The sequence below is a fragment of the Vibrio sp. B1Z05 genome, assembly GCF_052955985.1.
Window position 1 is genome coordinate 2,101,500 of sequence record NZ_CP130463.1, and the last position, 20,314, is coordinate 2,121,813.

A 20,314-nucleotide genomic window follows, 5' to 3' on the forward strand; every position below is an offset into this window, starting at 1 on the left:
TCAGTACCATGAATAAGGAGCCGTTATGATAACAACGATTAACCCTGTCGGAAGTATGGATCTTCTTTCTCAACTCGAAGTTGAGCGTCTCAAAAAAACTGCCTCGAGTGAACTGTATACCCTGTATCGAAACTGTACTCTAGCGGTGCTTAATTCTGGCAGTCACACCGACGACAGTAAAAAATTACTAGAACAATATCAATCATTTGACGTCAATGTATTACGCCGTGAGCGCGGCATTAAATTAGAGCTCAACAATGCCCCAGAAGAAGCTTTTGTCGATGGCACCATCATCAAAGGGATTCAAGAGCACTTATTTTCGGTACTACGTGACATTGTATTTGTGCACATGAATATGGCGCAAAACACCAGCTTAGACCTTGCAAACCCCGTGCATGTTACCAACCTCGTATTCGGCATCTTACGTAACGCCAAAGTCTTGATTCCCGGTATCGAACCCAACTTGATTGTGTGTTGGGGTGGACACTCGATTAACGAAATCGAATATCAATACACCCGCCTTGTGGGACATGAGCTTGGTTTAAGAGAGCTGGATATTTGTACCGGTTGCGGGCCGGGGGCAATGGAAGGACCAATGAAAGGCGCCGCCATTGGTCATGCGAAGCAAAGACACAAACAAACTCGTTATATTGGCTTAACCGAGCCATCCATTATTGCCGCAGAGCCGCCAAACCCAATCGTAAACCAGCTGATCATTATGCCAGATATTGAAAAGCGTCTGGAAGCCTTTGTGCGTATTGCGCACGGCATAGTGATTTTCCCCGGAGGCCCGGGCACAGCCGAAGAGTTGCTGTATGCGTTAGGGATTATGATGCATCCTAAAAACAGAGATCAGCCACTGCCTATCGTATTAACGGGCCCTAAAGAGAGTGAAGACTACTTCCGCTCTATTGATCAGTTTATCCACGATACTTTAGGTGAAGAAGCGCAAAAATATTACGAGATTGTCATTGATGATCCGGCAAAAGCAGCGCGCATCGTGAAAAGTGCCATGCCAAAAGTAAAACAGCATCGTAAAGAAAACGAAGACGCTTACAGCTACAACTGGTCTTTATACATTGAGCCTGAGTTTCAAATGCCTTTTGATCCGACTCATGAAAACATGCACAACCTCGATCTGCATATGGAGCAAGCGCCAGAAAAGCTAGCGGCTAATCTACGCAAAGCCTTTTCTGGCATTGTTGCGGGCAACGTTAAAGCAGAAGGCATCCTAGAGATTGAGAAAAAAGGACCGTTCATTATCGATGGCGATAAAGAGCTCATGAAGAAAATGGATACTTTGCTTGGTGATTTTGTCAAACAGCAGCGCATGAAATTGCCGGGGTCAACGTATACGCCTTGTTATAAAGTGCAAACCTCAGACTAACCCCTTATCTGTTATTTAACATTAAACAGTTAAGGCAGTTTTCGATACAATAGGGCTACGGCCCTATTTTTTTTACTGATTTTATGTCTATACACCTGGTTATCATTGATGCACTGAACCTCATTCGCAGAGTACACTCAGCCCAGCCTGATGAAACGGATATCCAACGGACAATAGACACCACCTCTCGCACGCTCAAACGCATCCTAAGTGAAACAGAGCCAACGCATATCATCGCAGTATTTGATCACCACCAGCAGGTGCGTGGCTGGCGAGAAGAGCGCTTTCCTGAATACAAACAAAATCGCAAACCTATGCCAGAGCCACTGGCTTTAGGCTTAGATGCTATTCAACAAGCGTGGTGGGAGTTGGGAATTGACTCTTTGCTCTCCGATGGTGATGAAGCTGACGACTTAGTCGCAACCCTAGCGGTTAAAGTGGCAAACCAACAACATCAAGTCACCATTATTTCTACCGATAAAGGCTATTGCCAACTGCTATCCCCTTCACTACGCATCCGCGATTACTTCCAGCACCGCTGGCTCGATCAAGCTTTTGTCGAAAAAGAGTTTGCGGTTAAGGTGGCACAGTTAAGTGATTATTGGGGACTGACTGGGATAAGTGGTACAGGTTTAAGTGGTATTGCTGGCGTTGGACCTAAAGCAGCGCGGGAAATTTTGGCCAATCACGAGACCTTAGAGCAAGCCTTTGCGGATGACGAACTGCCAGAAAAGTACAAAAAGAAAATAGCAGGAAATGAACAGCATGCGCTGTTATGCCGAGAATTGGCATCGTTGAAAACAGACCTAGAGCTAGGCTTTAACTTACAAGATTTACGCTGGACTAAACCGTAGACACTGCCCATACAGCAGGTCTACGATTTTATCGTTTATAGCGCTAAATCGATTACCAACCTAAATTGGTATGCGATTGCACATGTACCGTGATCTCTTCACGGTCATGGTAAAGATGCTTAGCTTGTAGGGTAAACTTGATGCCATTTTCTTTTAAGAACACTTTCAAGTTTTCAATATCACCCAATACTTCATCATAACGGCCTTTCATTGGCAGTTTTAAGTTGAAAATTGCTTCTTTACACCAACCTTGAATGATCCACTCACCCATTAATTGTGCGACGCGAGACGGTTTTTCAATCATGTCACACACCAGCCAAGTGACATTCTTACGTGGTGGTTCAAACTTGAAGCCATCCGCTTGATGGTGTTTCACCTGACCAGTATCCATTAAGCTTTGCGCCATCATGCCATTATCAATGGCGTGGACAAACATAGAGCGCTTCACAAGCTGATAGGTCCAACCGCCAGGACAAGCACCCAAATCGACAGCCCACATGCCTGAAGCCAATCTTTCATCCCATTCATTACGAGGGATAAAGACATGAAAGGCTTCTTCAAGTTTCAAAGTAGAGCGACTTGGCGCATCTGCAGGGAACTTCAAGCGAGGAATACCCATGAAGAACTGAGAGTTGTTACTTGGGTAAGAGTATCCAACATAACACTTACCCGGTTCAACAAAGCACAAGTGCATGACAGGCTTATTCAAATTGTCTTTTTTATACAGAAGCCCTTTACCGCGCATCGCTTGACGCAATGGCACAGTAAACTTACGACAGAACTTCAATAGCTCTTTTGCTTCATTGGTATCAGGTGTTTCGATACGCAAATCACCACAAGTAGGAACGGCTTCTTGCTCAGACAGTGCCTCTAAAATTGGCGTAATACGATCAGATACCGGCAAATCTTCTAGACTTGCTGCCACAGCAAACATTTGGCGAGCAAAAATTAATGTTTTAAAATCAATTTCACGAACCAGACGGTTGGCATCGCCTTCTGTATAACATTCAAATAAAACATAACCACTGTTACGTTTTACGCGTGGAAAGCCAAACACTTCGATGTTGTTTGCCTTATCTTGAATCTCACCAGCACAATCTTTTTCAAAGCCAGCGCGACAATACAAAATAACCTGTTTCAAGTTAAACCTCGTTTTCATGCGCTGAATTTCTTCAGCGCGCGACGCAATTGCGTCAAAATAAATTAGTGTTGACCAATAGAAGGATCGCCTTCACTGGCCGCAATACTTAGCATCCAATCTCTAAATGTCGCAATACGCCCTACGTCAGCTTGCTTCTCGTGGCAAACAACGTAAAACGCATTTTTACTGACTAAGACCTCATCAAACGGGCTAACTAATCGTCCTGCTTCAATATCCGGTTGCGCTAATACGTTATTACCTAAAGCAATGCCTTGCCCATGTACAGCGGCTTGCAGCACCATAGTTGAATGACTAAAAATAGGCCCGTAGTTAACGTTAATCGTATTTAACTGATGCTCTTTGACAAACTGCTTCCAATCTTTACGTGACGTATCATGCAACAGAATATGCGAGCTAAGATCGCTCAATGAATTCAATGGCTTATTGCCATCCAATAAACTAGGCGCACACACAGGAACCAAATACTCTTGATAAAGCTTATCGGCGCGCAAGCCAGGCCAGTTACCCCTGCCATAATAGATAGCTACATCAACATCGTCAGTTAATGAACCTTCGTCCATATCTACCGCTTTGATACGCACATCAATATCGGGCTCTTGAGCATTAAAATCCGCTAATCTAGGCACCAACCATTGAATCGCAAAACTCGGTTGCAAGCTAATAGTCAAAGAACCTTTCTCACTGCGCTCCAATACTTTATCGGTCGCCTCAGATAATGAAGTGAAGATATCTTTAATATCTAAGAAGTAGCTCTGGCCTTCCTCTGTGAGTAACAAGGAGCGATTGCGTCTTCTAAACAGTTTTAAGCCTAAAAACTCTTCCAGTGCTTTGACCTGATGGCTCACCGCAGCTTGCGTAACAAACAGTTCTTCAGCCGCGCGAGTAAAGCTTAAATGCCTTGCGGCTGCTTCAAAAACCTTCAATGATTTTAATGGGGGTAATCGTCTTGCCATTCACTCTTATCTAGCATTAGTTTTTCTTATGTGAAACATTATAAATTGTCCGTTGCTCAACAGCCAGAGAAAATCTATATTGCGTCCCAAGCGATAGGGTCTAAACGGCATGCCTTTGGCATGGATCCGACTCGCAATGTTGTGTTTGTGAGCTCACTTTGAGCACGGTAGTCTCTACCACTGCTTTGGATATACCCCAAAGCACATCCTATTTAATGAACTTGTCTGTCATTTTAACACCGCTCTTTTGAGCGGTGTTTTTTTATGTGCATAAAAAAGAAGGCCGGAGTCAACTTATACCAGTCACACTAAGTAAGTGTTCAGAACTAGCGCAAGAAAAATGCTCGACAACAAGGCAGAATTTTTCGATAAGTAGTTATTCTACAATCAAAAATTCTAACGCCGTTATCGAGCATTTTAACAAGCTAGAATGACCAGTTATTTAGTACGATTGGTATCATGTGCTGACACCGACCTACTAATGACTCAACCCAATATTTACGGGCGATACACCTTCACATTGCTAAAGCCTTGCTCTTGCAGGTACAGTGCTTGCAAACGGCTCATTACGCCTCGGTCACAGTACAGCAAGTAAGTTTTCGATTGATCTAAATCGCCAAACTTAGTGGCTAGTTTATAGAAAGGAATGTGTTGAATTTCAACACTTTCAATTTCCAGTGGTTTATCTTCTTCTTCGTCAGGGCTGCGGATATCCAACACAACAGCTTGATCTTGAACAGCATTCACTTGTTCAACTTCTGGCGCTTGTTCTAGACTCTCTTTTTCAATATCTCTGATATCCATAACGCGCGCTTCACTGACCACTTTTTCAAGTACAGAGAAATCAAATTTCTCTTCTTCAGCTTCTAGCTTACTTTTCACAGCTTTCACTGTAGGACGACGAGAAATAACGCCACAGTATTCAGGCATGACCTTAGCAAAATCTTCAGTACCAATAATGCGAGACAAATCGATAATGTCTTCTTTATCCCAGTTAATTAACGGACGCAAAATCAAAGAATCGGTCACGCCATCAATGTGACGTAGGTTAGTTAGGGTTTGACTCGATACTTGACCTAGTGCTTCACCGGTAACCAAAGCTTCAATTTTAAAACGATCGGCAATCATGCCACCAGCACGCATAAACATGCGTTTTAAGATAACGCCCATTTGTCCGTCTTCGACGTTTTCTAGGATTTCCGCTACCACAGGTTCAAAATCAACCGCAATGAACTTCACTTTTGCCGAAGAACCGTATTTGTTCCACAGGTAGTGAGCCACTTGCTTAACACCAATTTCGTGCGCAGGACCGCCTAAATTAAAGAAGCAGAAATGCGTTTTAGAACCGCGTTTAATGTGCAGATAACTAGACACACCAGAATCGAATCCACCCGAAATCAAGCTCAGTACATCTTCTTGCGTTCCTAGAGGGAAGCCACCAAGACCTTTATGACGCGCTAATACTTGGTTTAGTTTGTCACCCGCCACTTCGATGTTAACCGTCACTTCAGGGCGAGTTAGCTTAACCTTGGCACTGGCAACCGCTTGGTTTAAACCACCACCAACATAACGCTCTAACTCTATTGAGCTAAAGTCATGCTTACCGCGACGTTTAGCACGAACAGAGAAGGTTTTATCTTCAATTCGGCTTGCGCTTAGCTCAAGTACTTGCTCGTAGATGTTATGCATATCAGTAAAGTCTGTTTGCTTAACTTCTAAAGAGTGATGAATACCCGGCGTGCGAGTTAAAATCTCTAGCACTTGTGGGTAGAATTCATCGCTTTCAGAAGAAATCTCAATATGATCTCTACGATTGAATACCGCCACTGATTCTGTGCGACGTTGGATGATAATCCTTAGATTGCACTCCAAAATACGTGTAAAGCGCTTCCTTACTGATTCGCTTTTTACAAAAATTTCTGGATGTGGTTTTACGATAAACTTCATAGATAATTTCACTTCTGATTAGTCAATGACTCGAGTCTAGCCTAAATTATTTTGCCAATTGGCACAGCGTACACAATTGAGGGCGACGAATTATATACTATTTATAGCCGAGTAAAAATAAAACAATATGATAGGCTGTTCATTTATCTAGCAACAAATGAACTAAAGTTAGTGATAAAGCAGGATTTTTAACTGCTAAAATTGACCATAACCCTTGGCTGAGTTACCTTTCCCAGATCCTAGTGTAGAAAAGAATAATCATGGCGACTAAAAAACCAGAAAATATGAGTTTTGAAGAGTCTCTTAAAGAGCTCGACAACATAGTAAATCAGCTTGAACAAGGTGATCTTGAACTTGATTCTGCACTGAAGAATTTCGAACGAGGCATTGCGCTTGCTCGTGCAGGACAAACTAAATTAGATCAAGCAGAACAACGTGTTTCAATCTTGATGGAAAATCAAGTAGAAGCAACTCCTCAGGATTTCAAACTTGACTCTGGCGATGACTCTTTTTAAACAACAACTAGAACAGTATCAAACCCGCAATAACCAACAATTAGAAACTTGGTTAGACTCATTGCAGGCACAAAATAATAGCTTAATCAAAGCGATGCGTTACGGACTGCTACTCGGTGGTAAACGTGCTAGACCGTTTTTGGTCTACGCGACGGGAGCGGTGTTTGGCATTGACACCCCATCTTTAGATACGCCTGCATCGGCAATTGAGTGCATTCATGCTTATTCACTCATTCACGATGATCTGCCCGCGATGGACGACGATGAATTACGTCGCGGTCAAGCGACCTGCCACATTGAATTTGATGAAGCAACCGCCATTCTTGCCGGAGATGCCCTGCAAACTCTCGCTTTTACTATTTTAGCGGAAGGGACTCTTGCCCCTCAGGCTGAGAGTCATCGCATAAAAATGGTGCAAAGTTTAGCCAGTGCTTCTGGCGCATCAGGCATGTGTTTAGGTCAATCTTTAGACCTTGAAGCGGAAAATCGTCAAGTTTCCCTTAAAGAATTGAAGGTTATTCATCGCAACAAAACCGGAGCTTTGATAAAATCAGCGATTCAACTTGGTGCCTTAGCGGCAGGTGAAGCAGGTATTGAACAGCTTCCTCGCCTCAATAAATTTGCAGAAAAGATTGGGCTCGCTTTCCAAGTTCAAGATGACATATTGGATATTACTAGCGATACTCAAACTCTAGGTAAGCCACAAGGCTCAGATGTAGCCTTAAATAAGTCGACCTACCCATCTCTTCTCGGACTGGAAGGGGCACAACAAAAAGCAGCCCTGTTGTTAAAAGAAGCTTTACTTGAATTAGAGAGCATTCCGTACAACACCGATCTCCTAGAGCAGTTTGCTCGCTACGTGATCGAACGCAAAAACTAACTTATTAACTTATCAGCGCGAATACTTATGACACTTGATATATCAAAATACCCTACATTGGCATTAGCCAACACGCCTGATGAGTTGCGCTCTCTGCCTAAAGAGACGCTACCAACACTTTGTGACGAATTACGAACCTATCTATTAAATAGCGTAAGCCAATCTAGCGGGCACCTAGCCTCTGGCTTAGGTACTGTTGAGCTAACGGTAGCGTTGCACTATGTCTACCAAACCCCTTACGATCAATTGTTATGGGATGTAGGACATCAAGCTTATCCACACAAAATTTTAACCGGTCGTCGTGAACAGATGTCGACTATTCGCCAAAAAGATGGGTTGCATCCATTTCCTTGGCGTGGTGAAAGTGAATACGACGTCCTTTCTGTTGGGCACTCATCCACTTCGATCAGTGCGGCATTAGGCATCGCCATTGGCGCACAAAAAGAGGCCAAAGACCGCAAGGTAGTCAGCGTTATCGGTGATGGTGCCATTACCGCAGGTATGGCGTTTGAAGCCATGAACCATGCTGGGGATATCCATCCTGATATGTTAGTGGTGCTTAACGACAATGAAATGTCTATTTCAGAGAACGTGGGCGCACTTAATAATCATCTGGCGCAAGTACTATCAGGTAGCCTTTACACCTCCATCCGTGAAGGGGGTAAAAAAGTATTATCTGGCGTTCCACCAATTAAAGAATTAGTGCGGCGCACCGAAGAACACCTAAAAGGCATGGTCGTCCCTGGCACTATGTTTGAAGAGCTTGGCTTTAATTATATTGGGCCTGTAGACGGTCACGATGTACTTGAGTTAGTCAAAACTCTGAAAAATATGCGCCACCTAAAAGGCCCTCAATTTCTACACATAATGACCAAGAAAGGCAAAGGCTACGAGCCTGCTGAAAAAGATCCTATTGGTTATCATGGTGTACCTAAGTTTGACCCAACTGAAAGCTCACTGCCTAAGAGTAAAGGCGGGAAGCCTACCTTCTCGAAAGTATTTGGCGATTTCTTATGTGATATGGCCGCGCGCGATCCAAAATTGATGGCGGTGACACCTGCCATGCGTGAAGGCTCTGGTATGGTGCGTTTTTCTAAACAGTTCCCTGAGCAATATTTTGATGTGGCTATTGCCGAGCAGCACGCGGTCACTCTTGCGACAGGTCTGGCTATTTCTGGCAACAAACCGATTGTGGCAATCTACTCAACCTTTTTACAGCGTGGCTACGACCAACTGATTCACGATGTGGCTATTATGGATTTGCCGGTATTATTTGCTATCGACCGCGCAGGATTGGTTGGCGCAGATGGCCAAACTCACCAAGGTGCATTCGACCTTAGCTTTATGCGTTGTATTCCTAATATGACCATTATGGCGCCAAGTGATGAAAACGAATGTCGTCAAATGCTCTACACAGGTCATCAACATAATGGACCTGCTGCGGTTCGTTACCCTCGTGGTAATGGTATCGGCGCTGAGATTCAGTCAGAATTTACCGCCCTTGAAATAGGCAAAGGTCGCACCGTTCGTCACGGTAACGGCAAAGTGGCTATTTTAAGCTTTGGTACTTTCCTCGACAACGCAATGCAAGCTGCTGAACAACTTGATGCCACAGTGGCCGATATGCGCTTTGTGAAGCCTCTGGATGAAGCTTTAATCCTTGAACTTGCGGATAAGCATGAAGTGTTAGTGACGATTGAAGAAAACGTTACAGCAGGCGGCGCTGGTAGCGGCGTAGTTGAGTTTTTGATGAGTCAAAAGCAGCTTAAACCTGTGCTAAACCTTGGCTTACCGGATAGTTTTGTCGCGCAAGGAACTCAACAAGAGATGCATCAAGAACTAGGTTTAGATGCGCAAGGCATTCAAGAGAGCATTGAACAGTATTTAGCAAAATAAGCGTATTTTAGTCCTAGAGCTATCCGCTCTAGGACTACTCGCAATTCAAGAAATTAACTTCTAAATCCAGCCAGCGACAAAACCTAAAATAGCCAAACAAATCCCGGCCATCACACCCGCTAGGATATCATCGATCATAATGCCAAAACCGCCATGCACTTGCTTATCTAAGTAGCTGATTGGCCAAGGTTTGATCATGTCAAAAGCGCGGAACAATACAAAACCGGCAATCAACCACTTCCAATCGTTAGCTGCAATACCGAGCAAAGGCACTACGCTCATGGTGATCCAAAAACCGGCAAATTCATCCCATACGATTGAGCCATGATCGTGCACGCCCATATCTTTTGAGGTCACATCACATATTTTGATCCCCACAATGCAACTGATAATCACAAACACCCAGTACGCGCTTAAAGGCAGTTGCACTAAAGCAAGATAAAGAGGAATAGAGGCTAAGGTACCCATAGTGCCTGGAATAATTGGTGACAGTCCACTGCCAAAACCAGTTGCTAATAGATGCCATGGGTTGTCTAGCGAAATTTTATCAAGGGGGTTGCTCATTGAGAGTATCTCTAAGTGGTTATATCAAATAGGTTCAAGAACGAAAGTGGTCAAAGCCAGCCACATCATCCTCTAATGCTTGTCCGTTATCAAATAAGTGTAGGGTATTGGAGTCAGTGATCTCTCCAATTTCAGTAATCATCACATTATGCTGCTGGGCAGACTGACGCACAGACTCTAGCAGATGTTGTGGCAGGGTAAAGCAAAGCTCATACTCTTCGCCGCTTTTTAGTGCGTATTGCTGAGCAAGGTGCTTATCTTGGGTAAATTCGATAAGCTCGGCTGACAGCGGCAGTTTATCGCAGTGTATCTGCGCGCCGACATTCGAACGTTGCATGATGTGCTGTATATCAGATACAAGCCCATCAGAGATATCAATGCAGCTACTTGCTTTTCCTCGCAGCATCATACCTAAAGCGACTTTAGAGCTTGCGCAGTAGTGACGACGTTCCAACTCACTAGCATGGGCGCGTTCTCGCTTGCTGGGATCTAAAATCACTTCAAGACCGGCATGACTGTCACCAAGACAGCCACTGACCAAGATTTTATCCCCCACTTTTGCGCCAGAGCGTAGCAATGCTAACCCCTGCGGAATAAAGCCCTGTACCGTTAAAGTGATGCCCAGCGGGCCACGAGTCGTATCGCCACCAATTAATTGCAGATCATGTGCGTTAGCTAGCTCAAAGAAGCCCTCACAAAAGCCCTCAAGCCAGGTTTCGTCTGCTGAGGGTAAAGTAATAGCCATCGATACCCACGCCGGCTCTGCGCCCATAGCGGCAAGATCGCTAATGTTGGAGGCTAAGGCTTTATGTCCTACCCATTGTGGGTTGGCGTGTTCGAGAAAATGCGTGCCCGCAATCAAAGAATCTGTACTTACCGCTATATGAGTATTCTCAGGTGCCTGCAACAAAGCGCAATCATCCCCTTGGGAGAGCGCTACATCACTGCGTTTAAGTTGCTGATTAGCAAAATACTTACTGATAAGGTCAAACTCTCCAGCCACGTGTTTTCCTTTAAGTTATACAAAAAAAGGCCAGCAGATGCTGACCTTTTCACTATAGAGTTTTCAACAGTCGATTTCGACTATTTTCTGTTTTTACACAGTGTTGGTGCCGCTTTATCAAGCACACCATTAACGAATTTATAGCTGTCTTCAGCAGCAAATACTTTCGCTAATTCAATCGCTTCATTAATTACAACTTTATGAGGTACGTCTTCACGACGAGTCATCTCATAAACGGCTAGACGAAGAAGTGCTAACTCCATCATATCCAAGTCTTGCATAGGACGAGAAAGGAATGGACGTAGTTTGCTGTCAAGCTCTTGGTGAGACAGTGCAACACCAGTTAACAGGTCACGGAAGTATGCTACATCTGTTTCTTGTTCGTTCAGTGCCGGCTCATCAGCTTGGGTTTCTTCTTCCCCGTACTTCCCTGCGGACAAAAACTGTTCTTCTACAGTTGCGATATTCTCTTTAGTGATCTGCCAAGAATAAATAGCTTGTAGAGCAAATTGACGTGCATTACGACGTGCGGCTGGTTTCACACTGGCCCCCATTAGGAATCGATTTCAGAAAGAACGTTGATCATTTCAAGCGCGCTTAGTGCAGCTTCAGCACCTTTGTTACCTGCTTTGGTTCCGGCACGCTCGATAGCTTGATCTATGGTATCAACGGTCAATACACCAAATGCTACTGGTAGACTGTGCTCCAGTGACACTTGCGCAAGACCTTTATTACACTCACTACAAACATAGTCAAAATGTGGTGTTCCACCACGGATAACTGAACCTAGAGAAACGATAGCATCGTATTTCTCGGTACGAGCAACACGTTGAGCAACTAGGGGTAATTCTACCGCACCAGGGCAACGTACTACTGTTATGTTTTCTTCTGCAACCTGTCCATGGCGCTTTAAGGTATCGATAGCACCAGACAACAAGCTTTCGTTGATAAAGCTGTTAAAACGCGAAATAACGATCGCAATCTTAGCGTTGGGTGCTGGAAATCCACCTTCGATGACTTTCATAAGTTTTCCTTCAACTATCTCATGAGTGAGAATCGCCGGATTCTAGCACAATTATGTGACTAGGATCTAATCTCATTTCAGCTAATTCTCTAGTTATTGATTAAACGGGTCGAATCTGCAACCCGTCCATATTAAATGTTATTCACACACATACTCTACAACGTCTAAGCCAAAGCCAGACAAAGAGTGGTAACGCTTGTTGCTTGATGACATTAATTTCATCTTGCTTACGCCCATATCGGCAAGGATCTGAGAACCCACACCCACACGGCGTGATGTACCTTGTTTCTTAGCCATAGCAGGCGCTTCGCCTTTATCTTGCTGTTCAAAAGCTTTTAGTTTGTAGATCAGTTGCTCAGTGGTTTCTTCGTTACCAAGCACAACCAATACTCCACCTTCATCACCGATACGTTTCATCGCTTTGTCCAAAGACCAGCTTCTGTCCGAATTACGGTTTGAGTTAAGAAGATCGGTAAAGGTATCTTGTAAGTGTACACGCACCAAACAAGCTTCTTCGGAAATTTCACCTTTACGCAATGCGTAGTGAATTTGGTTATCGATAGTATCGCGGTAAGTCACCATGTCGAAATCGCCAAACTCAGTTGGCATTTTGCATTCAGCAACACGCTCAATGGTCGTTTCGGTATTGTTACGATACTCAATCAAATCTGCAATAGTGCCTAGCTTAACGCCGTGCTTCTCAGCAAAGATTTCCAAATCTGGACGACGTGCCATTTCGCCATCGTCTTTTAAAATCTCAACGATAACAGATGCTGGCTCACAGCCTGCTAGACGAGCCAAATCACAACCCGCTTCTGTATGCCCTGCGCGAGTCAATACACCGCCGTCTTGTGCTGATAGAGGGAAAATATGACCCGGTTGAACTAGATCGGCTGCTTTAGCATCTGCTGCTACCGCCGCTTGCACAGTCACTGCGCGATCCGCTGCCGAAATACCTGTGGTCACACCTTCAGCCGCTTCAATTGATACGGTAAATGCCGTTGAATATTGAGCGTTATTGTCTTGAACCATAGGTGGAAGACCTAAGCGAGCACAGCGCTCTTGAGTCATAGTAAGACAAATAAGACCACGCCCGTAAGTTGCCATAAAGTTGACAGCTTCTGGAGTAATATGTTCCGCAGCCATGATCAGGTCGCCTTCGTTTTCACGATCCTCATCATCCATTAGGATAACCATTTTACCTAAGCGAATATCTTCAATAATTTCTTGTGGGGAGCTAATAGGCATCTTTTATTTCCTGTTTTAGAGTCAGTCACACGCGTTAATCACGCCTATGCAAATCCGTTTTGTTGTAAAAATTCCATGGTGATATTAGAGGTCTGTTGCTGCTGCTCAGAACCGACTCCGAGCAATCGCTCCATATAACGAGCAAGAACATCAACCTCAAGGTTTACTTTTCTTCCTACTGCAAACTCATCAATAATAGTTTGCTCACTAGTGTGCGGGACGATCGTCAGTTTAAAGCCGTTCTTACGCAGATCGTTGACAGTTAAACTAATACCATCCACCGTTATTGAACCTTTTTGAGCGACATAACGCTCTAATTCAGTGGGTAATTCAACCCAATATTCCACAGCGCGACCGACCGGAACTCTTTCAACAATAGTCCCAATACCATCGACATGCCCTGAAACAATATGTCCGCCAAAACGAGTAGTAGGAAGCATGGCTTTTTCTAGATTTACCCTGTCGCCAACTTGATACTGGCTAAAACCTGTTTTGGTCAGTGTTTCAACCGAAAGATCAGCGGTAAATGAGCGCTGATCAAAACGAACCACCGTCAAACAGATACCGTTAGTTGCAATGCTGTCACCTAACTGCACATCGGACATATCCAAAAGCCCAGTATCTACGGTAATAGAAATATCTTCGCCCTGATTGGTAATGGCACTTAGTGTGCCAACGGCTTCGACAATACCGGTAAACATAGTAATTCCTACTCTATCTTGATGATTTAAACGTAGCGACCAACTTAATATCGGGCCCTACTTGAGTGAGTTGTTCGATATTTAACTCTATCGCCTGATCCATTTTGGTTAACCCCAATAGGTTGACCAAGCCACGACCATCAGTGCCCATAATTTTAGGCGCTAAGTAGACGATAAGCTCATCGACTAAGCCTTGTTCGATGAAACTGGCCGCCAATGTAGCGCCGGCTTCAACCCAGATATGGTTGATATTGTGTTGCGAGGCTAAGTTTGCAAGTAGTTGTGGCAAATCAATTGTTGAATCTGCTTTGGTTTGCTCTGGCCCTGAGATGACTAACACTTCACCTGCACTGTTAAACAAACGCAAATCTTGGGTGAGCTGTTGCTGACGATCTAAAATCACTCTTAGTGGCTGTCGCAGTTTTTGACCTGAATTATCCGCATCAGAACGCTCAGTATCGGGATAAATAGATCGCACCTCTGCAGTAAGATCTTCCCAACGAACATTTAGCGAGGCGTTATCGTCGATCACAGTTTTAGAGGTTGAGAGGATAGCGCCGGCTTGCGCTCGGTATAGCTGTACATCAGCGCGCGCCAAACTACTGGTAATCCATTGGCTGTTGCCATTTTGCAAGGCCGTTTTACCATCTAAACTGGCGGCCATTTTCAATTGTACCCATGGCATGCCGCTGCGCATTTTTTTCAAAAAAGGTCGATTGATACGCTCAGCTTCGGCTTCTAAAAGCCCAACTTGCACCTCAATTCCCGCCGCTTTTAACATGGCAATGCCATTGCCCGACACTTCGGGGTTAGGGTCTTGCATAGCGCAGATAACGCGCGCAACACCGGCATCAATCAAGCCTTTAGCGCACGGTGGCGTACGTCCATAGTGAGAACACGGCTCTAAGGTGACATACGCAGTAGCACCTTTGGCTTTATCGCCTGCCATGGCTAAGGCATGCACCTCCGCATGAGGACCACCAGCACGAATATGATAGCCTTGCCCAACAATGGTCTCGCCTTGTGTGATCACACAGCCAACATTAGGATTAGGGTGCGTAGTAAATCGGCCTTTTTCAGCCAATTTAATCGCCTTTGCCATCATCTGATGCTCAAATACCGAAAAGTTCATTGCGCTTTAATCTTCTAGTCTAGCGATCTCTTCGCCAAATTCTTTGATGTCTTCAAAACTGCGATACACAGAAGCAAAACGGATATAAGCTACCTTATCGAGCTCTTTTAGTTGATCCATCACTAGATTACCTATCATATCGCTAGAGACTTCTCGCTCTCCGGTTGCGCGCAGTTTTGATTTGATAATACTCATGGACAACTCAACTGCATCAGCGCTAACGGGTCGTTTCTCTAACGCACGATGTAAGCCATTAGCCAGTTTATCTTCGTTAAAAGGTTCACGGTTGCCATTGGATTTAATCACCTTTGGCATCACTAACTCTGCGGTTTCAAAGGTGGTAAAGCGTTCATTACACGCGATACATTGACGACGACGACGTACTTGATGCCCGTCAGCAACCAATCGAGAGTCGATGACTTTAGTCTCATTTTCTGAACAAAATGGGCAGTGCATACAAGCTCCATAAGTGTGATAAAAAGGGAAAGGTACTTTGTAGTAAAGTACATTAAATTAGGCTTCTGCATTACAAAGCCACTCGCTATAACCAGTGTAACGGATTTACCGCACTGATTCGAGAAAGATGCTATAAAGCATAGAAATGAAAAAAGGGCTCTGTGATAGAGCCCCCATTACTTTTATTGGAAATAACTCTTTAAAGTATCAATCGGTTAGCCATAACAAGGCAAACGACTTAGCCTCTAAGGTCTTGGTAAATAGTTACCTTTACCCACCCATTTGTAACTGGTGAGCTCTTCAAGCCCCATTGGGCCACGGGCATGCAGTTTTTGCGTAGACACTGCCACTTCCGCGCCTAAACCAAACTGAGCACCATCGGTGAATCGCGTTGAGGCATTCACATACACCGCAGCCGATCCTGCTGTATTGATAAAGCGTTCAGCATTATTGAGATCATTGGTCATAATGGCATCAGAGTGACTGGCGTTGTGATCGCGCATATGTTGAATTGCACCCTCTACATCATCAACCACTTTAACCCCTAGCACAAACGCCAACCATTCGGTGTCAAAGTCACCTTCGGCTGCTTCTCTTACTTTGCTTGCATGAGTTAGATACGGCAATGCAGAGTCATGGGCAACAAATTCAACTTTGTCTTTTAATGATGCCGCCAATTGACTTAAAAAGGTTTCGGCTACAGCTTTATGCACCAATAAGGTGTCTAATGAGTTACACGCCGATGGACGCTGTACTTTTGAGTTTTCTACGACCGTCACTGAGCGTTCAATATCAGCGCTTTCATCCACAAAAATATGAGAAATACCAAAGCCGCCAATAATCACTGGAATGGTGCTGTTCTCTTTACACATTTTATGTAAGCCTGCACCACCGCGCGGAATGATCATATCCACGTATTCATCCAGCTTTAACAGTTGAGAGACCAATTCACGATCGGGCTTTTCAATGTATTGAACCGACGCAATCGGCAATCCCGTTTGTTCTAGTGCAGTTTGAATCACTTTTACCAGCGCCATATTGGAATGGAACGTCTCGCGTCCACCTCGCAAAATGCTGGCGTTACCTGTTTTAAGGCACAATGAAGCAATATCAATAGTAACATTAGGTCGCGCTTCATAAATCACACCGACCACGCCTAGCGGAACGCGGCGACGCGATAGTGAAAGGCCATTTTCCAGTACGCGACTGTCTAATTCACTGCCAATCGGATCATTTAGAGTAATGACATTACGTACGTCATTCGCAATCGCTTTTAAGCGATCTTCATTGAGCAACAAACGATCCAGCAGCGCTTCGCTCATGCCAGCATCGCGAGCGGCTTGAATATCGATAGCGTTCGCTTCAAGAATGGTTTTTGATTGCTTTTCCAGTTCATCCGCCATGACCGCTAATGCATTATTTTTAGTGGCGGTAGTGGTGGTAGCAAGAGCAAATGATGCTTGTTTTGCGCGCTGGCCTAGTTGAATTAAATCCAAAATATTGTCCTCTATAATTTTATCTCGGCTGGTCAGCCGTTAATCTTGCATCATGACTAAATCGTCACGGTGGATGATCTCTGAGCCATAATCGTGCCCGAGAACCTCACCAATTTCTTTGCTGTGCATACCTTGAATTTGAATCATATCTTCACTGGAATATTTAACTAATCCTTTGGCAATGAGAGTGCCTGATTGATTCACAATACGCGCGACTTCGCCACGCGCAAATTCGCCGTTGACCTCAGTCACCCCTTTTGCCAACAAGCTACTGCCTTTACGTTGCAGCGCATTCACTGCGCCATCATCAATGACAATGTCACCGGAAGCGGCAGGGCCTGCCAATATCCAACGTTTTCTATTTTCTAAAGATTCAGGCAACGGCAAGAAGCGCGTACCGCACGGAGAAGCAGACACACTCTCTAAAATCACGTTATCGGCACTGCCTGCGGCAATAATAACTTCAATCCCAGAACGTCTGGCAATGTCGGCTGCTTGCAGTTTGGTTGCCATACCGCCAGTGCCCAGAGTTGTGCCACTGCCACCGGCAATTTTAATCAAGGTTTCATCAATGGTAGAGACTTCACGAATCAGTTTCGCGTCAGGGTTGCTTCGAGGATCGGCGGTAAATAAACCCGGCTGATCGGTCAGCAAAACCAAAGTATCAGCGCCACATAAAATGCCCACCAACGCCGATAGGTTGTCGTTGTCCCCGACTTTGATTTCGGTCGTGGCAACCGCATCATTTTCATTCACGATAGGGATAATGTTGTGTTCAACCAGCGTATTAATCGTGTCGCGGGCATTTAAGAAACGCTCTCTGTCTTCAAGATCGGCACGAGTCAATAACATCTGCCCTATCTTCAAATTGTAGATAGAGAAAAGAGATTCCCATACTTGGATTAGATGTGACTGACCGACAGCAGCTAGCAGTTGTTTGGTGGCCATTGACTTAGGCAAACTGGGGTGACCCAATTGTTCTCGACCTGCGGCAATTGCACCAGAAGATACCAACACTAAATGATAACCACGTTGTTTCAATTCAGCGCATTGGCGAACTAATTCGACCATGTGAGCGCGATTAAGATATTGAGACCCGCCAGTTATTACACTAGTGCCTAGTTTTACAACAACTGTCTTAGCTTGCATTTGTTACTCATTCATATTGATAAAGGAGCTTCTTTTTTAACAAGCTAAGCACAGTTTCACAAGCAAAAAAGCAAAAAGGCACCCTAAGGTGCCTTTATTCTCAAATTTTCATTTAAGCAACCGCTTCAGAATCCTCATGCAGCTCAAACTCAAATGCAAATTGTTCGCTCAGCTGAGCTTGGATTTTGCTTTGAAAAACCGACTGAGTCCGTTTCACTTCCGCTTCCACAGCCGCTGGCAGTTTCTCATCTACCCATGTGCCTGAGGCGTTGTATTTGCCATGATGAAAATGGGCGATACAAGTTGATGCATCATCTTGTTTTTCAAGCTCCATCCACCAGCCCCAAAATTCACGACATTCCGGTGACTTTTTATCATCGACGCAAACGGACAGGCAATCAAACAAAAACAAATTTGGCTGACATTCTGATTCACGTAAATACGGACCGATCGCTTTTAGCTTAGCGATCATACGATGATAAGTTGGTTGCTTCCCTAGCATAATAACTCCATTTTTTATTATTTTTCGTTCGCAATAGCAGAGTGCGATACGTTTTATTGTTGCTCATCAGTTACATAAGCAGGAGTTATAGTGCCATTAAATTAACATTGCTGTCACGACTTTAATTCATTTAACAACCAGTCAACCGCTAAATCTAACGATTTTTGATAACCTTGACTTAAATTCTTCGACGGAACTTTTACCGCTTGTCCCACTTTACTCGACATTGAGATCAACTTGTTATCGCTGTGAGGAGCAATAGGATCGCCATCTAAAGAGATAGCTAACAAAGGCACGCTAGTGCGTCTTGAAGCGAGTAAGCCTTGTGTTTTTAAAGACCATGCCGACATTTGCCCAGCTAAGCTTTGAATATCCAGCGGAGATTTACCCAGTCGCGATCCTAGAACATCCAAATACATCTTAGGCATACTCGCCACTTTATCAGGAGAAGCAAAAATATCATGCACTGGGGCACCGATAGTGACACATGCCTTAATGCGGCTTTGCTCTAAAAAGCTCAACCTAACCAATGCATTACCACCAAAGCGGAAACCCAGTAATCCGACATTCCAGTGATCAATAAAAGGAACTTGGGGTAGATGATCTAATACCGCTTTATGCAAACAACTTGAATCTTCCGATAATGTCCACTTACTGCTTTTACCTATTGATGGCATATCTATGGTCAGCATCGCAAACTCATTTGGCGCAAGGTGCTCTAAGAAGAGTTTCCACATGTCGGTTTGTACGCTATCAAGGCCGGCGCACACGATTACAACGGGCAATGGACGCTCAGTGTGTGGCAAGTGCAAATTCGCCTGAATAGTTTTGCCTTTGTAGGGTACATTGATTTGCTTGAACACGTATTTACTTAAACGTGATGCTTCATCGTAAGCTTTATTCGCCAGCACTTGAGCTTGTGAGGCAAGGTTGTCACCTTTGATGTGTGGATAAGCGGCAATGCTAAAGTACAAACTGGCTTTGTACAGAGCGAGGGCAGCTTCATCCCCTTTTAATTCATTGGCGTGACGCTGATGTTCCATACCGGCCTGAGTCCACTCATAGGCCCAGTTTCCCGAACGAAACCCCGTCACAGTATCTAGCCATTCATCTTTAGAACGAGAGTGTGTTGATGAGGAGATGCGAGCTAATACTTGCTCCTGCTCAATAGGATCGGCACCTTGCCATATCCACTGTAAGCGGCGCAGGTTGCGATACCAAGATTGAGCAGGCTTATCTTCAAGCAGGCTTAAACTGCTTGGCATATATTGAGTCAAGCAGGATGTTTCTTTGGCTTTTAGATGTTTGGTAAACAGTTTTTCAGAAAGGTTCTTATTGTTGTCATCATTCATAAAGGGGTGTCTACATGTTGAACTTATCACTAAGCATAAACAAAAAATGCCTCTAAATAGAGGCATTTTGCATAAATTTTATTTTAAGGCATT

20 protein-coding genes are annotated in these 20,314 nt (G+C 44.3%); 5 read left to right on the forward strand and 15 right to left on the reverse strand.

The window, feature by feature from the left end:
• Window positions 1-25: 25 nt before the first annotated feature.
• Both ppnN and xni read left to right on the forward strand, forming a co-directional pair.
• On the forward strand, window positions 26-1,387 hold the full coding sequence (ppnN, locus tag QV280_RS09530) for a nucleotide 5'-monophosphate nucleosidase PpnN (RefSeq protein ID WP_023403355.1): 1,362 nt from the start codon (window positions 26-28) through the stop codon (window positions 1,385-1,387).
• An 83-nt stretch (window positions 1,388-1,470) separates the two neighbouring features.
• Window positions 1,471-2,241 (forward strand): flap endonuclease Xni, encoded by a 771-nt coding sequence (xni, locus tag QV280_RS09535; RefSeq protein ID WP_152819563.1) that lies wholly within the window; start codon window positions 1,471-1,473, stop codon window positions 2,239-2,241.
• Window positions 2,242-2,293: 52 nt separating this feature from the next.
• Here xni and rlmM read toward each other — a convergent pair whose 3' ends face one another.
• From rlmM to thiI, 3 genes are all read right to left on the reverse strand, one after another.
• On the reverse strand, window positions 2,294-3,382 hold the full coding sequence (gene rlmM / locus QV280_RS09540) for a 23S rRNA (cytidine(2498)-2'-O)-methyltransferase RlmM (RefSeq protein ID WP_023403353.1): 1,089 nt from the start codon (window positions 3,380-3,382) through the stop codon (window positions 2,294-2,296).
• Between the two features lie 62 nt (window positions 3,383-3,444).
• A complete protein-coding gene (locus tag QV280_RS09545; RefSeq protein WP_023403352.1) occupies window positions 3,445-4,356 on the reverse strand; it encodes a transcriptional regulator GcvA in 912 nt (303 codons plus the stop codon).
• Window positions 4,357-4,854: 498 nt separating this feature from the next.
• Window positions 4,855-6,303 carry a tRNA uracil 4-sulfurtransferase ThiI gene (thiI, locus tag QV280_RS09550; protein WP_152819562.1) on the reverse strand — a complete coding sequence of 483 codons (1,449 nt, stop codon included), beginning with the start codon at window positions 6,301-6,303 and terminating at the stop codon, window positions 4,855-4,857.
• A 260-nt stretch (window positions 6,304-6,563) separates the two neighbouring features.
• Here thiI and xseB point away from each other — a divergent pair, with 260 nt between their 5' ends.
• The 3 genes from xseB to dxs are packed head-to-tail and all read left to right on the forward strand — an operon-like array spanning window position 6,564 to window position 9,594.
• The gene (xseB, locus tag QV280_RS09555) at window positions 6,564-6,818 is read left to right on the forward strand and encodes an exodeoxyribonuclease VII small subunit (RefSeq protein WP_023403869.1); all 255 of its coding nucleotides are present in this window, start codon (window positions 6,564-6,566) and stop codon (window positions 6,816-6,818) included.
• Window positions 6,805-7,698, forward strand: a complete 894-nt coding sequence (ispA, locus tag QV280_RS09560) for a (2E,6E)-farnesyl diphosphate synthase (protein ID WP_039970434.1) — start codon at window positions 6,805-6,807, stop codon at window positions 7,696-7,698. The genes xseB and ispA overlap by 14 nt, the downstream gene beginning before the upstream one ends.
• Window positions 7,699-7,725: 27 nt before the next feature.
• Window positions 7,726-9,594, forward strand: coding sequence for a 1-deoxy-D-xylulose-5-phosphate synthase (gene dxs, locus QV280_RS09565; RefSeq protein WP_152819561.1), 1,869 nt, complete (start codon window positions 7,726-7,728; stop codon window positions 9,592-9,594).
• A 60-nt stretch (window positions 9,595-9,654) separates the two neighbouring features.
• Here dxs and pgpA read toward each other — a convergent pair whose 3' ends face one another.
• The 12 genes from pgpA to frsA all read right to left on the reverse strand — a co-directional run bounded on the left by pgpA (window position 9,655) and on the right by frsA (window position 20,221).
• Window positions 9,655-10,158, reverse strand: a complete 504-nt coding sequence (gene pgpA / locus QV280_RS09570) for a phosphatidylglycerophosphatase A (protein WP_023403866.1) — start codon at window positions 10,156-10,158, stop codon at window positions 9,655-9,657.
• A 34-nt stretch (window positions 10,159-10,192) separates the two neighbouring features.
• A complete protein-coding gene (gene thiL, locus QV280_RS09575) occupies window positions 10,193-11,161 on the reverse strand; it encodes a thiamine-phosphate kinase (protein ID WP_023403865.1) in 969 nt (322 codons plus the stop codon).
• An 80-nt stretch (window positions 11,162-11,241) separates the two neighbouring features.
• A complete protein-coding gene (gene nusB / locus QV280_RS09580) occupies window positions 11,242-11,715 on the reverse strand; it encodes a transcription antitermination factor NusB (protein ID WP_021712095.1) in 474 nt (157 codons plus the stop codon).
• Window positions 11,715-12,185 (reverse strand): 6,7-dimethyl-8-ribityllumazine synthase, encoded by a 471-nt coding sequence (gene ribH, locus QV280_RS09585; RefSeq protein WP_023403864.1) that lies wholly within the window; start codon window positions 12,183-12,185, stop codon window positions 11,715-11,717. The genes nusB and ribH overlap by 1 nt, the downstream gene beginning before the upstream one ends.
• A gap of 138 nt (window positions 12,186-12,323) precedes the next feature.
• Window positions 12,324-13,433: a bifunctional 3,4-dihydroxy-2-butanone-4-phosphate synthase/GTP cyclohydrolase II gene (ribBA, locus tag QV280_RS09590; RefSeq protein ID WP_023403863.1), complete on the reverse strand. Its 1,110-nt coding sequence runs from the start codon at window positions 13,431-13,433 to the stop codon at window positions 12,324-12,326.
• Between the two features lie 44 nt (window positions 13,434-13,477).
• Window positions 13,478-14,134 carry a riboflavin synthase gene (locus QV280_RS09595; RefSeq protein WP_152819560.1) on the reverse strand — a complete coding sequence of 219 codons (657 nt, stop codon included), beginning with the start codon at window positions 14,132-14,134 and terminating at the stop codon, window positions 13,478-13,480.
• A 13-nt stretch (window positions 14,135-14,147) separates the two neighbouring features.
• Entirely contained in the window at window positions 14,148-15,266 is a 1,119-nt protein-coding gene (gene ribD, locus QV280_RS09600; RefSeq protein ID WP_152819559.1) for a bifunctional diaminohydroxyphosphoribosylaminopyrimidine deaminase/5-amino-6-(5-phosphoribosylamino)uracil reductase RibD, read from the reverse strand.
• Between the two features lie 6 nt (window positions 15,267-15,272).
• Window positions 15,273-15,722 carry a transcriptional regulator NrdR gene (gene nrdR, locus QV280_RS09605; protein WP_152819558.1) on the reverse strand — a complete coding sequence of 150 codons (450 nt, stop codon included), beginning with the start codon at window positions 15,720-15,722 and terminating at the stop codon, window positions 15,273-15,275.
• 245 nt (window positions 15,723-15,967) lie between these two features.
• Window positions 15,968-17,218, reverse strand: a complete 1,251-nt coding sequence (locus QV280_RS09610) for a glutamate-5-semialdehyde dehydrogenase (protein WP_152819557.1) — start codon at window positions 17,216-17,218, stop codon at window positions 15,968-15,970.
• Window positions 17,219-17,257: 39 nt separating this feature from the next.
• Entirely contained in the window at window positions 17,258-18,367 is a 1,110-nt protein-coding gene (gene proB, locus QV280_RS09615; RefSeq protein WP_152819556.1) for a glutamate 5-kinase, read from the reverse strand.
• A gap of 112 nt (window positions 18,368-18,479) precedes the next feature.
• Window positions 18,480-18,869, reverse strand: a complete 390-nt coding sequence (crl, locus tag QV280_RS09620) for a sigma factor-binding protein Crl (RefSeq protein WP_152819555.1) — start codon at window positions 18,867-18,869, stop codon at window positions 18,480-18,482.
• Window positions 18,870-18,982: 113 nt separating this feature from the next.
• On the reverse strand, window positions 18,983-20,221 hold the full coding sequence (gene frsA / locus QV280_RS09625; protein WP_152819554.1) for an esterase FrsA: 1,239 nt from the start codon (window positions 20,219-20,221) through the stop codon (window positions 18,983-18,985).
• Between the last annotated feature and the right edge of the window lie 93 nt (window positions 20,222-20,314).

What these genes read in the sequence shown, in the direction of transcription:
- ribBA (WP_023403863.1), bottom strand. Translation starts at nt 13,433, where the DNA reads ATGCCTATTAGCTCCCCACAAGAAATTATTGAAGATATTCGCTTAGGT.
- ribD (WP_152819559.1), bottom strand. Translation starts at nt 15,266, where the DNA reads ATGAACTTTTCGGTATTTGAGCATCAGATGATGGCAAAGGCGATTAAA.
- pgpA (WP_023403866.1), bottom strand. Translation starts at nt 10,158, where the DNA reads ATGAGCAACCCCCTTGATAAAATTTCGCTAGACAACCCATGGCATCTA.
- QV280_RS09595 (WP_152819560.1), bottom strand. Translation starts at nt 14,134, where the DNA reads ATGTTTACCGGTATTGTCGAAGCCGTTGGCACACTAAGTGCCATTACC.
- nrdR (WP_152819558.1), bottom strand. Translation starts at nt 15,722, where the DNA reads ATGCACTGCCCATTTTGTTCAGAAAATGAGACTAAAGTCATCGACTCT.
- ppnN (WP_023403355.1), top strand. Translation starts at nt 26, where the DNA reads ATGATAACAACGATTAACCCTGTCGGAAGTATGGATCTTCTTTCTCAA.
- crl (WP_152819555.1), bottom strand. Translation starts at nt 18,869, where the DNA reads ATGCTAGGGAAGCAACCAACTTATCATCGTATGATCGCTAAGCTAAAA.
- nusB (WP_021712095.1), bottom strand. Translation starts at nt 11,715, where the DNA reads ATGGGGGCCAGTGTGAAACCAGCCGCACGTCGTAATGCACGTCAATTT.
- ispA (WP_039970434.1), top strand. Translation starts at nt 6,805, where the DNA reads ATGACTCTTTTTAAACAACAACTAGAACAGTATCAAACCCGCAATAAC.
- dxs (WP_152819561.1), top strand. Translation starts at nt 7,726, where the DNA reads ATGACACTTGATATATCAAAATACCCTACATTGGCATTAGCCAACACG.
- frsA (WP_152819554.1), bottom strand. Translation starts at nt 20,221, where the DNA reads ATGAATGATGACAACAATAAGAACCTTTCTGAAAAACTGTTTACCAAA.
- xseB (WP_023403869.1), top strand. Translation starts at nt 6,564, where the DNA reads ATGGCGACTAAAAAACCAGAAAATATGAGTTTTGAAGAGTCTCTTAAA.
- thiI (WP_152819562.1), bottom strand. Translation starts at nt 6,303, where the DNA reads ATGAAGTTTATCGTAAAACCACATCCAGAAATTTTTGTAAAAAGCGAA.
- xni (WP_152819563.1), top strand. Translation starts at nt 1,471, where the DNA reads ATGTCTATACACCTGGTTATCATTGATGCACTGAACCTCATTCGCAGA.
- proB (WP_152819556.1), bottom strand. Translation starts at nt 18,367, where the DNA reads ATGCAAGCTAAGACAGTTGTTGTAAAACTAGGCACTAGTGTAATAACT.
- ribH (WP_023403864.1), bottom strand. Translation starts at nt 12,185, where the DNA reads ATGAAAGTCATCGAAGGTGGATTTCCAGCACCCAACGCTAAGATTGCG.
- QV280_RS09545 (WP_023403352.1), bottom strand. Translation starts at nt 4,356, where the DNA reads ATGGCAAGACGATTACCCCCATTAAAATCATTGAAGGTTTTTGAAGCA.